Raw genomic sequence first — 13,471 nt, 5'->3', positions numbered from 1 at the left:
CCCCGCTAGGACAAGCCCAGCGACCGCTTCAGGAAGTCGACCTGGAGGAGGAGGAGGTTTTCGGCGACCTGTTCCTGGGGGGTCATGTGGGTGACCCCGGAGAGGGGCAGGACCTCGTGCGGGCGGCCGGCGGCGAGCAGGGCCGAGGAGAGCCGCAGGGCGTGGGCGACGACGACGTTGTCGTCGGCCAGGCCGTGCACGATGAGGAGGGGACGGTGCGGCTCCCCGGGATCGACGAGCCCGTCGTCGCAGACGAGGGAACTGTTCCGGTAGGCGTCGGGGGAGGTGCGCGGATCGCCCAGGTAGCGCTCCTGGTAGTGGGTGTCGTAGAGACGCAGATCGGTGACGGGCGCCCCCACCACCGCGGCGTGGAAGACGTCGGGCCGCCGCAACGCGGCCATCGCGGAGAGATAACCGCCGAAGGACCAGCCGCGCATCGCCACCCGGCCGAGGTCGAGCGGGAACCGCTCGGCGAGCGCGTGCAGCGCCTCCACCTGGTCGTCGAGCGTGCGCGTGAGATCTCCCTTGACCGCCTTCTCCCAGGCGGGCGAGCGCCCCGGCGTACCGCGCCCGTCGGCGACGACGACGGCGAAGCCCTGGTCGGCGAACCACTGCGAGGTGAGGTGGACGTTGTGGGCCCTCAGTACGCGCTGGCCGTGCGGACCGCCGTACGGATCCATGAGTACGGGAAGCGGTCCCGACACCTCCGGGTCGTACCCCGTGGGGAGCAGCACGGCGCACGGGATCCGCCGTGCGCCCCCTTCGGTGAGTGTCACGCGCGGGGTGAGCCCCGGCCGCTGGGCGTGTGAGGCGACGGTCGTCACCTGTTTGCCGTCGCGGAGCACGGACACACGGGTGCCGGGCTCGTCGAGAGTGGCCGAAACCAATACGGTGACGTCGCCCGCGCGCACCGCCGAGTGCACCCCGGGCTCCTGGGATACGCGTTCCACGCCCAACTCGTTGACCCGGTAGACGTGCACCTCGCCGAGCTCGGGATCGGCGGCGCCCTCGCCCGCTGACGCCGAGATCAGCGCGGAGTCCTCGGTCACGTCGAGCACCGCGCGAAGCTGCAACTGAGGTCCCGTCAGCGGCCGGTCGCCCCAGGCGAGGACCCGCGCGCCGCCCTCGTCCGCGATCCGGACAAGGCGTCCGCTCGGCGACCAGCAGGGCACACCGGGATGGAGTTCCAGCCAGTCGTCGTCCTCGTCGGCGTGCACCATCCGCGTCGAACCGTTCTCCGCGTCCACCGCCAGGTACAGCGCGCTGCGCTGGTCCCTTGCCTGCACCAGGAGCAGCGGAGCGCCGCTTGAGGACCAGTGCACCCGCGCCAGATACGGATACCGGGCCCGGTCCCACACGACCTCCGTGCGCACCCCGTCCAGGCCCACCACGAACAGCCGCACGTCCGCGTTGTCGGTGCCCGCACTTGGATAGGCGATCGATGTCGGCTCCCGGTCCGGATGCGCCGGATCCGCGATCCACCAGCGCTGTACGGGGGCGTCGTCGACCCGTGCGACCAGGAGGCGGTCGGACTCGGGCGACCACCAGAAACCCCGGGAGCGGTCCATCTCCTCGGCCGCGATGAACTCCGCGAGACCGTAGGTCACCGTGTCCGCCTCCACCGCGTCCGGTGCCGCGAGCGCCCGGTCGTCCCCGCCGTCGGCGGCCACGACGCGCAGGGCGCCCCGGGACACGTACGCGATGTGGCGGCCGTCGGGAGAGGGGCGCGGATCTATCACGGGGGCGGGCGCGGGCAGTTCGCGCGCGGTGCCCGCGCGCAGCTCAGCGGCGAACAGCTTCCCGGAAAGGGCGAAGGCCGCGAGCTCCACGGCCGCGTCGGTGGCGTAGCCGACGATGCCCGAGCCGCTCTCGCGGCTGCGCTCGCGCCGCGCCCGCTCCGCCGCCGAGAGCCGCTCGGCCGCACCGCCGAGGAGCGTCCGCGGGTCGGCGGCCACACGTTCGACCGAGCCCCCGTCCGTGAGGTCGAGGACCCACAGCATGCCGGTCCTGTCGGTGCCGGACGCGGAGCGTACGAAGACGACTCGGGAGCCGTCGGGAGCCACGGTGAAGGCGCGGGGCGCGCCCAGGGAGAAGCGCTGTGTCCTGGCGTGCTGACGCGGGAAGGAAAGCCGCTGCGCGGAGCCTTCGGGGGGCCCGTCGGTTTCGGGGGTCTCGGTGGTCATTCTCTGAGCCTATGGCTCATGCGCCCCTTGTGCTGCGGTGCTCCGACTCATGTGGCTCGACACATAGTTATGATCCGTAGCACTTGGTGGGTATGACCTTGCTGGCACGGCGAGTTGGGTCCCGTCGGCCGGACGCAGGGGGCGGCCCCGGGGCGACTCGGGGGCAGTTGGTCGGAACGTTGTCGGGTCATGGGAATGGGAGGTGAACCGCGTGGCAGTCTCGGTATCGGTGGTGCTGCTGCTGGCGATCATCGTGGTCATGATGGTGCGGAAACAGGGGCTCAAGACGATCCACGCGATCGTGTGCGCGCTGCTCGGTTTCTATCTCGCCAGCTCGTCGCTCGCGCCGACCATCGACGAGCTGTCGACGAACCTCGCGGGGGTCATCGAGGACATCAACTTCTGACGGCACCGAGGAGCCGCCGGGGAGCGGCAGGGGAGGTACCGGGGGCGCGGGTGGTGCGGGGGCGTCGGCCTGGCGGGACGTGCGCGCCGGGCCGGTGAGACGTGCGCGCCGGGCTCGTAGGCTGTTCCCATGACGGAACAGCCCGCCCGGCGCCTGCTGCTCGTGCACGCGCACCCCGACGACGAGTCGATCAACAATGGCGCGACCATGGCCAGGTACGCGGCCGAGGGCGCCCGAGTCACGGTGGTGACCTGCACGCTCGGCGAGGAGGGCGAGGTCATCCCGCCCGCCCTCGCGCACCTGGCCGCCGACCGCGAGGACGCGCTCGGCCCGTACCGCGTCGGTGAGCTCGGCGCCGCCATGAAGGAGCTCGGCGTCGCCGACCACCGCTTCCTCGGCGGTCCCGGCCGCTATCGCGACTCCGGGATGATGGGCACCGAGCAGAACCGCAGGACCGGAGCGTTCTGGTCCGCCGACCTCGACGAGGCGGCGGCCCACCTCGTGGCGGTGCTCCGCGAGGTGCGCCCGCAGGTCCTCGTCACCTATGACCCGGACGGCGGCTACGGCCACCCCGACCACATCCAGGCCCACCGGGTCGCCATGCGCGCCGTGGACCTCGCGGCCGAGCCGCGCTTCCGCGCCGACCTCGGCGAGGCGCACGCCGTCGCCAAGGTCTACTGGAACCGTGCGCCACGCTCGGCGGTCGAGGCGGGCTTCCTGCGCCTCGCGGACGCGCTGCCGGACTCGCCGTTCACGGCCGCCGCCACGGCGGGTGACGTACCTGGCCTGACCGACGACGCGCGCGTCACGACGGAGATCGACGGGCGGGCGTACGGTGCGGCCAAGGCGGCGGCGATGCGGGCCCACGCGACCCAGATCGAGGTCCACGAGCCGCTGTTCGTGCTGTCCAACGGCCTGGCACAGCCGATTTTCGACGTGGAGTACTACGAGCTGGTGAGAGGCGAGGCGGGCACGGTGGACGGTGGACGCGAGAGGGATCTGTTCGCGGGCCTCGACGTGGGACCGGCGGCGGGACCGGTCGTGGAACCGGCCGCGGAACCGGTCGTGGGCCTCGACGTGGCGGGCGTCGAGACGGAGGGCGCGAAGTGAGCGCGCGGTCCAAGGCATCGGCACAGCGGTCCAAGGCGTCGGCACAGTCGAAGGGATCTTCTCGGCCAAACCGAGCCGCGTCCGGGGGAACGTCCACCGTCGCGTCCGGAGAGCCCGGGAAGCCCAGAAAGACCGGAAAGTCTGAGAAGACAGGAAAGTCCGGCAAGGCGGCGGGCGGCGCGGCTGCCCCCGCCGGTGGTGCCCGTCCGCCCGCCGGCGCCGGAAGCTTCCTCGCGCGGCCCCTCGACGCCGCCCGCCTCGGGGCCTACGCGGGCCTCTTCGTACTCGGCGCGGCCGTCGGGGTGGCGGGCGCGCTCGTCCAACAGGCCTGGGCGCCCGGCGGGTTGCTGCTCGCGCTCGTCGGTTCCGCCGGTGCCTTCTACGGCGGCTCGCGTGCCACCGGCACCCGCGGCGGAGCCGTGGCGCCCGCCGCGGGCTGGCTCGTCGCCGTGATGTTCCTGACCGCGACGCGCCCGGAAGGCGACTTCGTGTTCGGTGCCGGGGTGGGCTCGTACGTCTTTTTGCTGGGCGGTATGGGCGTCGCTGTGATGTGTGCCACCCTCGGGCAGTCACCGCAACCGGGCGCGTCCGACGCCCGACTTGGCAAGTGACGTACCACTTGAGCCCGTGTCGCGCATGGGTTTGACGCCGGTCACGGGAAGTCCGTGGGCGGCGGCCAGTATGGTGGTGCGCGCCGCCGAGCCGCCCGAGTGGTCGAGACGGGCGGTGGAGCCAACCAGGAGAACCTGCCTTGAGTCGTGAAACTGACAGTTCGTCCTCCGGTCCCCAGGGGCGCGCGGGAGCCGCGTACCCCTCGGGGACGCCGCCGTACGGCTCGCCCGCACAGGGCGGCACGCCAGAGGGCGGCCCGGACGGCGCCGGCACCGGTGCCGGCGGCGAGCGGTCCGGCGAACCCAAGACCGAGACCACGCTGACGACCCGTATCCGGATCAACATCCCCGGGTCGCGGCCCATCCCGCCGGTCGTCATGCGCACGCCGGTCGGCGACTCCGACGGCGAAAGAGGCGACAGAGACGCCGACGACCGGCGCGCGGACGGCGCCGGGAACACGGGTCCGAGCAGCAGCATTGGCGGCGCGGGCACCCCTCTCTCCGGTCCTTCGGCCGCGCCCAGGTCCTCGGCTCCCGCCTCGCCCGCGCCGTCGGGGTCCGGTTCCGCCGCGTCGCCGCGGAACTCGGCCGATGGCGACGACGGCGACGAGAAGACCAGCGACTGGTTCGCGCCGCGCAAGGGCGCCGCGCCCAAGGGCGGAGGCGCCTCGTCGGGCAGCGGTGGCGGTGATACCGGTGCGTACGACGTGTCGGGTGCCGTCGCCGCCGGGCCCCTCGGCAGCGGCGGGCCCGGCGGGGAACCGCAGCGCGACGACCTGCCGTACTTCTCCGGCGGCGAGGGCGAGTACGGCTCCTCCGGGCCCGCGGGACCCACCGGGGGGCCGGTGACCGGCGACGGCCCGATGCTGCCGCCCGGGCCTCAGGGCGGGCCCGGGACCCTGGGAGGACCCGGACCCCTGGGAGGACAGGGCGGCTACCCCGAGGGCTCCGACGGCTACGGCGACGGCTCGGGCACCTATCCCGGCGAGGCGGACCCGCTGGGTGGTCCCGGCGGTCTTGGTGGTCCCGGCGGTCCGGGCGGCCCTGGTGGTCCCGGGGTTCCTGGCGGTCCCGGTGGCCCCGGCCGCTTGAGCGACGACACCGCCATCCTCACCCCGCAGAGCCCGATTCCCGGACCCGGTGGCCTGCGCCCGCCCGCGTCCGGCGGACCCGGGGCGGGCGGTCCCGGCGCACCCGGCGGCCCCGGCGGAAACGTCTCCGGTGACACGCTCACCAGCGGCATCCCGGTCGTACCGCCCGCGCAGAGCTCGCCGTTCGCGCCGGGCACGCACCTGGACGAGCCGGGCCCGCACACACCGCCCAAGCTGCCCGAGCCGGTGCAGCCGAACGTGCCGGCCGCGCCCGCTCCCAAAAAGAAGAAGGGCCGCAACAAACTGGTCCTGCTGGCCGGTATGGCCGTCGTCATCGGCTGCGGGGCGTACGGCGCGGGCCTGTTGATGAACCACGCCGACGTGCCGAAGGGCACCACCGTCCTCGGTGTCGACATCGGCGGCGGCACCCGCGACGAGGCCGTGAAGAAGCTCGACGCGGCCCTCGGCGAGCGCGTGAACAAGCCGCTGAAGCTGACGGTGGGCGGCGACGAGGTCACCCTGAAGCCGGACCAGGCGGGCCTCACCCTGGACAGCCAGGCCACCGTGCGCGCCGCCGCGGGCAGCGACTACAACCCGGTCTCGGTGATCGGCAGCCTCTTCGGCGGCGAGCGCGTCGTCGAGCCCGAGATGCCGGTGGACGAGGAGAAGCTGGCGGCCGCCCTGGAGCGCTCCGCGGGTGGCTCCGGCACGGCCAAGGAGGGCACGGTCAAGTTCGTGCCCGGCAAGGCCGTCCCCGTCTACGGCAAGGCGGGCAAGGGCATCGACGCCGAGAAGGCGGCGACGGCGATCGCCGAGGCGTACGAGAAGCAGGTCGAGACGGGCAGCGCGGGCACGGTCGCGGTACCGGTCACGGACCGTCGGCCGACCGTGTCCAACGCCGAGGTCGACGACTTCATGAAGCGCTTCGCCAAGCCCGCGATGTCCGCCAACGTCACCGTCAAGGCGGGCAGCGCCGAGATCCCGTTCGGCCCCTCGAGGTCGCTCCCGAAGGTGCTCGGCGTGAAGGTCGTCAGCGGCGGCAAGCTGTCGCAGACGTACGACCTCGTCGAGCTCAAGAAGCTCTACGGCAACATCTTCGACGGCGTGCTCATCGAGCGCGCCAACGGCAAGAAGACCCCCGTACAGCCGACGGACGTCGCCCTGGCCATGGGCAAGGCGCTGCAGGGCAAGACGCCCGCGGAGCGCGTCGGCGTGATCGAGACGAACCCGAACTAGCCCCTGGACCCGAACGCGGAACGGGCGGGACACCTCCCGGTGTCCCGCCCGTTCTACTCGCCCCCGGCCGCAGGGCGGTAGGTGCACACCTGCACCCCGTTGCCGCTCGCGACCGTGGAGACCAGCTCCAGGGGGCGCTTCACGGCGTCGTCCGGGAAGATCGACTTTCCGCCGCCGAGCAGCACCGGCATGATCATCAGGCGTAGTTCGTCCACCAGGCCCGCGCTCAGGAGCGAGCGCGCCAGGGTCGGGCTGCCCATGATCAGCAGATCGCCGCCCTCGGTGGCGCGCAGCTCCCCGATCTGGTCGAGGGCCTTGTCACCTTCGATGAGCGTGGTGTTGTTCCAGGTCAGATCCGCTTCGCCGAGCGTCGACGACACCACGTACTTCTTGATCGAGTTCATTCGGTCGGCGAACGGGTCCCCGCCGCGCTCCGGCCACGCCCCGGCCATCGTCCGCCAGGTGCGGCGTCCGAACAAGAGTCCGTCGGCCGTGCTCAACGCGTCGTCGAACGCGCCGCCGACCACCTCCGCGTCGAAGTACGGGTGCGACCAGCCACCGTGCGCGAAGCCGCCGTCGGTGTCCTCATCCGGGCCGCCCGGTGCCTGCACCACGCCGTCCAGACTGGTGAACTGGCTGACCACGATGCGCATGGGTTTCGCTCCTCTGCCGGGTTCCGCTGTATGTGCCGACCATGAGACCGGCGCCGCGCCGGAAAGTCATCGCCGTGGTGGGAGTCATCTCCCGCGCATGACATCTGTCATCCGGGGCCGCGTACGGACGACACTGCCACGCAGGGCTCTGACCAGCAAGAATGGAGCACATGACGACGACAGTGAATGCGGCGGGCGCGGCCGCGGGGACCGTGACGGGGAGCGCCGGGAGCGCCGGGAGCACCGGGAAGTCCGGGAGCGCGGTGAGCTTTCAGCAGGTGTCCAAGGCGTACGGAGAGGTGAAGGCCGTCGACGGTCTGACCCTGGACCTGTACCCCGGTGAGACGGTCGCGCTGCTCGGACCCAACGGCGCGGGCAAGTCCTCCACCCTCGACCTGCTGCTCGGGCTGAGCCGTCCCGACAGCGGCACGGTGCGCGTGTTCGGCACCAGCCCGCGCGACGCCATCGCCGCCGGGCGGCTCGGGGCGATGCTGCAGAGCGGCGGGCTCATGGACGAGGTCACCGTGCGCGAACTGGTGGGCCTTGCCTGCGAGCTGCACCCGCGGCCGCACCGGGTGCACGACGTCCTGGCCGCGGCGGGCATCACGCAGATCGCGGACCGCAAGGTCAACAAGCTCTCCGGCGGCCAGGAGCAGCGGGTGCGGTTCGCCGTCGCCACGGCGGGAGCGAACGATCTGATCGTCCTTGACGAGCCGACGACCGGCATGGACGTCACGGCGCGGCAGGCGTTCTGGGCGACCATGCGGGAGCAGACGGACCAGGGCCGGGCGGTCCTGTTCGCCACGCACTACCTGGAGGAGGCCGACGCCATCGCGGACCGCGTCCTCGTGCTGCACCGGGGCCGCCTCCTCGCGGACGGCACGGCGGCCGAGATCAAGACGAGGGCGGGCGCCCGCAAGGTCAGCTTCGACCTGCTCGACGCCGACACTCAGGAAGTGGCGGGACCGGCGCTCGAACAGCGGCTGCGGCAACTGCCGTGCCTGTCGGCGCTGACCGTGTCCCGCGGCGGCTCCGCGGCACACAACTCGGGGCACACGGTGCGGCTGCAGTCGACGGACGCGGACGCCACCGTGCACGCGCTGTACGGCCTCGGGTTCTACCCCCGCAACCTGGAGGTCGCGGGCCTCGGCCTGGAGCAGGCGTTCGTCGCGATCACCGCGGCGGAGGAGGCGAGGACGGCATGAACGGCGCACTCGACCTCGACACCCCGGGCAGCGCGCCCGGCCCCGGCCGCACGGACAGTGCACCCGGCCCCGGCCGCACGGACAGTGCACCCGGCCCCGGCCGCACGGACAGTGCACCCGGCCTCGACCAGCGATCCCGTACAAGCACCGGCAAGGAGAAGCGCGTGACCACGCACAAGGGGGTGGGAGCCCTCGTACGTCTGGAGGTGCGGCGGGCCCTGCGCAACAAGAAGTTCCTGTTCTTCTCGGTGATCTACCCGGCGCTGCTCTTCCTGATCCTCGCCGGGGGCGCGGACAGCACGAGCGAGGTCGGCGACAGCGGGCTGAGCATGCCCGCGTTCATGATGGTGTCGATGGCGTCGTTCGGCGCGCTCACGGCCGTCCTCATGGGCAACAGCGAGCGCATCGCCAAGGAGCGCGAGAGCGGCTGGGTGCGCCAGCTCAGGCTGACGAGCCTGCCGGGCCGCGGCTATGTCCTCGCGAAGACGGCGAGTGCGGCCGTGGTCAGCCTGCCGTCGATCGTCGTGGTCTTCGTGACCGGCGCCGTGGTCAAGGACGTCCGCCTCGACGCCTGGCAGTGGCTGGCCCTGACGGGCGCCATCTGGGCGGGCAGCCTGTGCTTCGCCGCGCTCGGCGTGGCCGTCGGCTACTGCGCCACGGGGGACGCGGTGCGGCCGGTCACGATGATCCTCTACTTCGCGCTCTCGCTGCTCGGTGGCCTGTGGATGCCGACGACGACGTTCCCGCACTGGCTCCAGAACCTGGCGGAGTGGCTGCCCACGCACGCCTACGCGGCGCTCGGCAGGGCCATCGAACTCGGTGACGCGCCGCACGCCAGGGACATCGTCCTGCTCGTGGCGTACTTCCTGGCGTTCGCGGGTGGCGCCGCGTGGCTGTACCGGAAGGACACACTGAAGGCGTGAACGCACCACTCGACCCCGAGCGCCATCCCCTGCACACCTTCGGGCAGCCCGTCCTCGACCGGCGGCAGCGGCGGGCCAAGATGCTCTGGATCGGCATTTGGCTGATCTTCATGGCAGCGCCCGTGCGGGATCTGGTCGACGGCGGCCACGGCACGGCCGCCACGGTCCTCGGCGCGCTCGGTCTGACGGCGTTCGTCGGCTGCTACCTCGCCCTGGTCTTCCGGTACACGGCGAGGGTCCACGAGTGGCGCGCGGTGTACGCGACGTTCACGGTGCTCCTGGTCCTCGCCGTGGCCCTCGCCCTCGGCATGGGGACGGCCTGGCTCGGTCTGTTCGTGTACGCGGCGGTGTCGGCGGGCGCGGCGCTGCCGATGCGGCGGGCGGTGTGGATCATCCCCGCGATCACCGTGACGATGATGGCGATCGGGATGCGCGACACCGGTGCGGCCGACCTCTTCCCCGGGCTCGGGGTGACGACGCTCCTGGTCGGCTTCGCGATGACGGGCGTGCGCCAGCTCATCCGTACGACGGTGGAGCTGAGGCAGGCGCGGGCGACGGTCGCCCAGCTCGCCGCCAACGAGGAGCGGCTGCGCCTCGCCCGCGACCTGCACGACCTGCTCGGCCACTCCCTGTCCCTGATCACCCTGAAGAGCGAGCTGGCAGGGCGGATGCTCCCCGCCCACCCGGACAAGGCCGCCCAGCAGGTGGCGGACATCGAACAGGTCAGCCGCCAGGCCCTGGTGGACGTGCGCGAGGCCGTCACCGGCTATCGCAGGCTCACCCTCGCCGGTCAGCTCGCCGGCGCGCGCACGGCCCTGGCCGCCGCGGGCGTCGACGCCGACGTCCCCCTGGAGCCCCCGGGGCCCGGGGCCGCGCCGGACGAGGAGCGGGAGGCCGCGCTCGCCTGGGCGCTGCGCGAGGCCGTCACCAATGTCGTGCGGCACAGCGGCGCCCGCCGCTGCGCGGTCACCCTCACCCGCCGCCAGACCCTCGCGGGCCCCGTCCTCGAGCTCGCGGTCGAGGACGACGGCGTGGGCCCCGCGTCCGGCGCCGGGCCCGGCAGCAGCGGTCACGGCAACGGTCTGACGGGACTCACCGAACGCCTGGAGGCGGTCGGCGGCACCCTCGACGTCGGCCCCGGCGCCGGTGGCCGCGAGGGGTTCAGGATCGCGGCCCGCGTACCGCTGGGCCAGGACGGCGGCGGCCAGGCGGAGCCCACCGCGGCCGTGTCCCCGGGCCGCCTAGGATCGTCTGCATGACCGCCACGCACAGCCCCACGGAAGCCTCCGTACCCGAAGGCCCGCAGGGCTCGGGCGACCGCCCCGTCCGGGTGCTGCTCGCCGAGGACCAGTCGATGGTCCGCGAGGCCCTCGCGGCGCTGCTCGGCCTGGAGCCGGACATCGAGGTCGTCGCGCAGGCGGCCCGCGGCGACGAGGTCCTCGCCGCCGCCCGCGCCCACGCCGTCGACGTGGCGCTCCTGGACATCGAGATGCCCGGGTGCACCGGCATCGAGGCGGCGGCCGAGCTGCGGGACGCGCTGCCGGACGTCAAGGTCGTCGTGCTCACCACGTTCGGGCGGCCCGGCTATCTGCGCAGCGCCATGGAGGCCGGGGCCGCCGCCTTCCTGGTCAAGGACGCGCCCGCGGCGCAGCTCGCCGAAGCGGTACGCAGGGTCCTCGCCGGGGAGCGCGTCATCGACCCCGCCCTCGCGGCCGCCGCGCTCGCCGAGGGGGCGAACCCGCTGACCGACCGCGAGCGCGAGATCCTGCGGGCCGCGGCCGACGGCGCCGCCAACGCCGAACTGGCCGCCGCCCTGCACCTCTCCCAGGGCACGGTCCGCAACTATCTGTCGACGGCCATCCAGAAGCTGGCCGCACGCAACCGCGCCGAGGCGGTGGGCATCGCCCGCGAAAAGGGCTGGCTCTGAGCGCGGGCCCGGCTCCGTTCAGGCCCGGGTGTCCGCCGCTCCCGGTGGTCAGTTGAGCCGTGCCCGTGCCGCCCGCGCCTGCTGCCGCACCCCGTCCGCCGCTGTCTCGTCGGAAACGGCGAGGGCGTCCGCGTACCGGTCGAGACCGGCGGCGCCCGCCCAGAAGTCCCCGCGCTGGACGAGGAGCTGGGCCCGGTCGTGGTGCAGGCGGTCCGGGTGCGCGGGCAGGAGCAGGGACAGCTCCACGGCCCACAGGGCGACGTCGGAGCGTTCGGGGCGCGTCGCGGCCCAGGCGCGGATGTTGTTGAGGACGCGCTGCACGATGTCGAGCGTGCCGACGGGCCGCAGCATCGCCGGGTCGAGCGGTGCCCCGGTGGCGCCCGCGACGAGGACCTGCACGTCCGTACGGGTCAGTAGGGGGCCCGCGTGGAACGGATCGGCCAGTACGCGCTCCGCGTACCGCTCGGGGGAGCCGTGGAGGCCGCAGCCGCCGTACGCGTCGGGCGGCTCCTCGGCGCAGACACCGGGGGAGCCGAAGCCGACGACGAAGTGACCGGGCAGGGCGACGCCGTGGACGGCGAAACCCGCCCGCCGCGCGACTTCGATCCAGACGACGGAGAGCAGGATCGGCAGTCCGCGCCCCCGCCGCAGCACCTGATGCAGCAGCGCGGATTCGATGCGCTGATAGTCGCCGGGGCGCCCGCCGAAGCCGCAGCGCACGCCGAGCAGTTCGGCGACCGCGGCCGCCCCCGCGTGCGGGCAGCAGCCAGGAACGGGCGGGAGCAGGGCCGTGAGCCGGTCCAGGCGCCGCTGTGCCGCCGCCATGCCCGGGGCGTCGAGCGCGGGGTCCACCTCCGCGCCGATCAGCAGGCACAGCCGCGCGAGGTCCGGCCGCTCGGCCCTGGCCTCGGCGGCGAAGGCCCGGCGCCACCGCGTGGTGGGGGCAGGTCGGGGATGCATACGAGCGTGGTGCCCGGCAGGACCGATCGCTACCGCGCCCCACCCCGACGAAGCGCCCTCGGCCCGCGCCCCGCGCCGGTCGCCCCGGCCGCGCCCGCGGGGGTCAGTTGAGCTTCGCCCGTGCCGCCCGTGCCTGGAGGCGTACGCGTTCCGCCGTCGTCGGCTCGATGGGCTCCACCACGTCGGCGTACTCGTCGAGGCCCCGCGCGCCCGCGAGGAAGTCACCGCGCTCGACCAGGAGTTGGGCACGCTCGTAGCGAAGGCGGGCTGGGTGGGCGGGGAGCAGGAGGGACAGTTCGAGGGCCCACAGGGCGACGTGGGAGCGCTCGGAGCGGGCGGCGGCCCAGGCGCGGATGTTGTTGAGGATGCGCAGCATGATGTTCAGCGGGTCGGCCGCCGTCAGCAGGGAGGGGTTCAGCCTGCCCCCCGACGCCTGCGCCACCAACTGCTCCGCGTCCGTGGCGGACAGCAGCCGTCCGCCGTTGAACGGATCGGCCAGAACCTGCTCCGGCTTGCCGTACGCGTCGGCGGAGCCGAAGCCGACGACGAAGTGGCCGGGCAGGGCGACGCCGTAGACCGGCGCGCCGGCGCGCCGCGCGACCTCGATCCAGACGACCGAAAGCAGGATCGGCAACCCGCGCCCGCGCCGCAGCACCTGGTGGAGCAGGGAGGACTCAAGGCGCTGGTAGTCGGCCGCGGTGCCGTGGAAGCCGTGCCGCCCGCCGAGGAGTTCGGCGACCGCGAGGGCCCACTCCCGCGGGCCGCCGGGGCGAAAGGGCAGTTGCCCCGCGAGGGTGTCGAGATCCATCTGCGCCGCGTCCATGCCCGCCTCGTCGAGCTCCGGGTCCGCCTCCCCGGCGAGCAGCAGGCACAGCAAGGACAGGTCGGGCCGCTCGGACCTGGCCTCGTCGGCGAACCTGCGCCGCCATTCACTGGACTTCGCGGGCTGTGCGCGCATCCGTGCCTCTGTCGTTTCTGTCTGGCACCGGGAGGATTCGCCGTGGGGGCCATCCGCGGTGCGGTCGCCGGTGGTGCGGGGTTGAGGGGCGGGCAGGGAGTGGGGCGTGCGGGGTGCGGGATTCGTGGGGGGAGGGGGGGGTGGAGCCCACCCGTGGCCGGGGGAGCCAGTGGACCAGCTTCGGGCGGTCGATGCCGTCGCGGTAGAG

The 13,471-nt window shown here is 73.4% G+C and carries 11 protein-coding genes and 1 pseudogene; 8 read left to right on the top strand and 4 right to left on the bottom strand.

Annotated elements, in window-relative coordinates:
* Positions 1-5: 5 nt before the first annotated feature.
* On the bottom strand, positions 6-2,183 hold the full coding sequence (locus IG78_RS0113345; protein WP_030562586.1) for a S9 family peptidase: 2,178 nt from the start codon (positions 2,181-2,183) through the stop codon (positions 6-8).
* Between the two features lie 211 nt (positions 2,184-2,394).
* On the opposite strand from IG78_RS0113345, the gene IG78_RS0113340 reads away from it, so the two are divergent.
* The 4 genes and pseudogenes from IG78_RS0113340 to IG78_RS0113325 all read left to right on the top strand — a co-directional run bounded on the left by IG78_RS0113340 (position 2,395) and on the right by IG78_RS0113325 (position 6,637).
* Positions 2,395-2,589, top strand: coding sequence for a hypothetical protein (locus IG78_RS0113340; protein WP_030562584.1), 195 nt, complete (start codon positions 2,395-2,397; stop codon positions 2,587-2,589).
* A 129-nt stretch (positions 2,590-2,718) separates the two neighbouring features.
* On the top strand, positions 2,719-3,699 hold the full coding sequence (gene mshB, locus IG78_RS0113335; RefSeq protein WP_078965125.1) for an N-acetyl-1-D-myo-inositol-2-amino-2-deoxy-alpha-D-glucopyranoside deacetylase: 981 nt from the start codon (positions 2,719-2,721) through the stop codon (positions 3,697-3,699).
* Between the two features lie 221 nt (positions 3,700-3,920).
* Positions 3,921-4,310: pseudogene (locus IG78_RS52425) on the top strand (DUF6113 family protein); the annotation flags it as partial.
* A gap of 140 nt (positions 4,311-4,450) precedes the next feature.
* Positions 4,451-6,637, top strand: a complete 2,187-nt coding sequence (locus IG78_RS0113325) for a hypothetical protein (RefSeq protein ID WP_030562578.1) — start codon at positions 4,451-4,453, stop codon at positions 6,635-6,637.
* 53 nt (positions 6,638-6,690) lie between these two features.
* Here IG78_RS0113325 and IG78_RS0113320 read toward each other — a convergent pair whose 3' ends face one another.
* A complete protein-coding gene (locus tag IG78_RS0113320) occupies positions 6,691-7,290 on the bottom strand; it encodes a dihydrofolate reductase family protein (RefSeq protein WP_030562576.1) in 600 nt (199 codons plus the stop codon).
* A 161-nt stretch (positions 7,291-7,451) separates the two neighbouring features.
* Here IG78_RS0113320 and IG78_RS0113315 point away from each other — a divergent pair, with 161 nt between their 5' ends.
* The 4 genes from IG78_RS0113315 (at position 7,452) to IG78_RS0113300 (ending at position 11,345) form a co-directional block, all read left to right on the top strand.
* Complete coding sequence (locus IG78_RS0113315; protein WP_404827694.1) at positions 7,452-8,495, top strand: ABC transporter ATP-binding protein; 1,044 nt, start codon at positions 7,452-7,454, stop codon at positions 8,493-8,495.
* The gene (locus IG78_RS0113310) at positions 8,492-9,418 is read left to right on the top strand and encodes an ABC transporter permease (RefSeq protein ID WP_404827693.1); all 927 of its coding nucleotides are present in this window, start codon (positions 8,492-8,494) and stop codon (positions 9,416-9,418) included. The genes IG78_RS0113315 and IG78_RS0113310 overlap by 4 nt, the downstream gene beginning before the upstream one ends.
* An 80-nt stretch (positions 9,419-9,498) precedes the next feature.
* The gene (locus IG78_RS0113305) at positions 9,499-10,677 is read left to right on the top strand and encodes a sensor histidine kinase (protein WP_078965136.1); all 1,179 of its coding nucleotides are present in this window, start codon (positions 9,499-9,501) and stop codon (positions 10,675-10,677) included.
* Positions 10,674-11,345: a response regulator transcription factor gene (locus tag IG78_RS0113300; RefSeq protein WP_078965124.1), complete on the top strand. Its 672-nt coding sequence runs from the start codon at positions 10,674-10,676 to the stop codon at positions 11,343-11,345. The genes IG78_RS0113305 and IG78_RS0113300 overlap by 4 nt, the downstream gene beginning before the upstream one ends.
* A gap of 48 nt (positions 11,346-11,393) precedes the next feature.
* Here IG78_RS0113300 and IG78_RS0113295 read toward each other — a convergent pair whose 3' ends face one another.
* Together IG78_RS0113295 and IG78_RS0113290 are read right to left on the bottom strand one after the other, a co-directional pair.
* Positions 11,394-12,305: a transglutaminase family protein gene (locus IG78_RS0113295; RefSeq protein WP_030562565.1), complete on the bottom strand. Its 912-nt coding sequence runs from the start codon at positions 12,303-12,305 to the stop codon at positions 11,394-11,396.
* 103 nt (positions 12,306-12,408) lie between these two features.
* On the bottom strand, positions 12,409-13,263 hold the full coding sequence (locus tag IG78_RS0113290) for a transglutaminase-like domain-containing protein (protein ID WP_030562563.1): 855 nt from the start codon (positions 13,261-13,263) through the stop codon (positions 12,409-12,411).
* Positions 13,264-13,471: the final 208 nt, after the last annotated feature.

Source organism: Streptomyces aureocirculatus (assembly GCF_000720475.1).
In the GTDB taxonomy this organism is placed as follows: domain Bacteria; phylum Actinomycetota; class Actinomycetes; order Streptomycetales; family Streptomycetaceae; genus Streptomyces; species Streptomyces aureocirculatus.
Note: the sequence above shows the minus strand (reverse complement) of the source record. Positions and strands in the feature narration are given on the sequence as shown.

Coding starts and splice junctions, on each gene's coding strand:
- IG78_RS0113345 (WP_030562586.1), bottom strand. CDS start 2,183: ATGACCACCGAGACCCCCGAAACCGACGGGCCCCCCGAAGGCTCCGCG.
- mshB (WP_078965125.1), top strand. CDS start 2,719: ATGACGGAACAGCCCGCCCGGCGCCTGCTGCTCGTGCACGCGCACCCC.
- IG78_RS0113320 (WP_030562576.1), bottom strand. CDS start 7,290: ATGCGCATCGTGGTCAGCCAGTTCACCAGTCTGGACGGCGTGGTGCAG.
- IG78_RS0113315 (WP_404827694.1), top strand. CDS start 7,452: ATGGAGCACATGACGACGACAGTGAATGCGGCGGGCGCGGCCGCGGGG.
- IG78_RS0113310 (WP_404827693.1), top strand. CDS start 8,492: ATGAACGGCGCACTCGACCTCGACACCCCGGGCAGCGCGCCCGGCCCC.
- IG78_RS0113305 (WP_078965136.1), top strand. CDS start 9,499: ATGCTCTGGATCGGCATTTGGCTGATCTTCATGGCAGCGCCCGTGCGG.
- IG78_RS0113300 (WP_078965124.1), top strand. CDS start 10,674: ATGACCGCCACGCACAGCCCCACGGAAGCCTCCGTACCCGAAGGCCCG.
- IG78_RS0113295 (WP_030562565.1), bottom strand. CDS start 12,305: ATGCATCCCCGACCTGCCCCCACCACGCGGTGGCGCCGGGCCTTCGCC.
- IG78_RS0113290 (WP_030562563.1), bottom strand. CDS start 13,263: ATGCGCGCACAGCCCGCGAAGTCCAGTGAATGGCGGCGCAGGTTCGCC.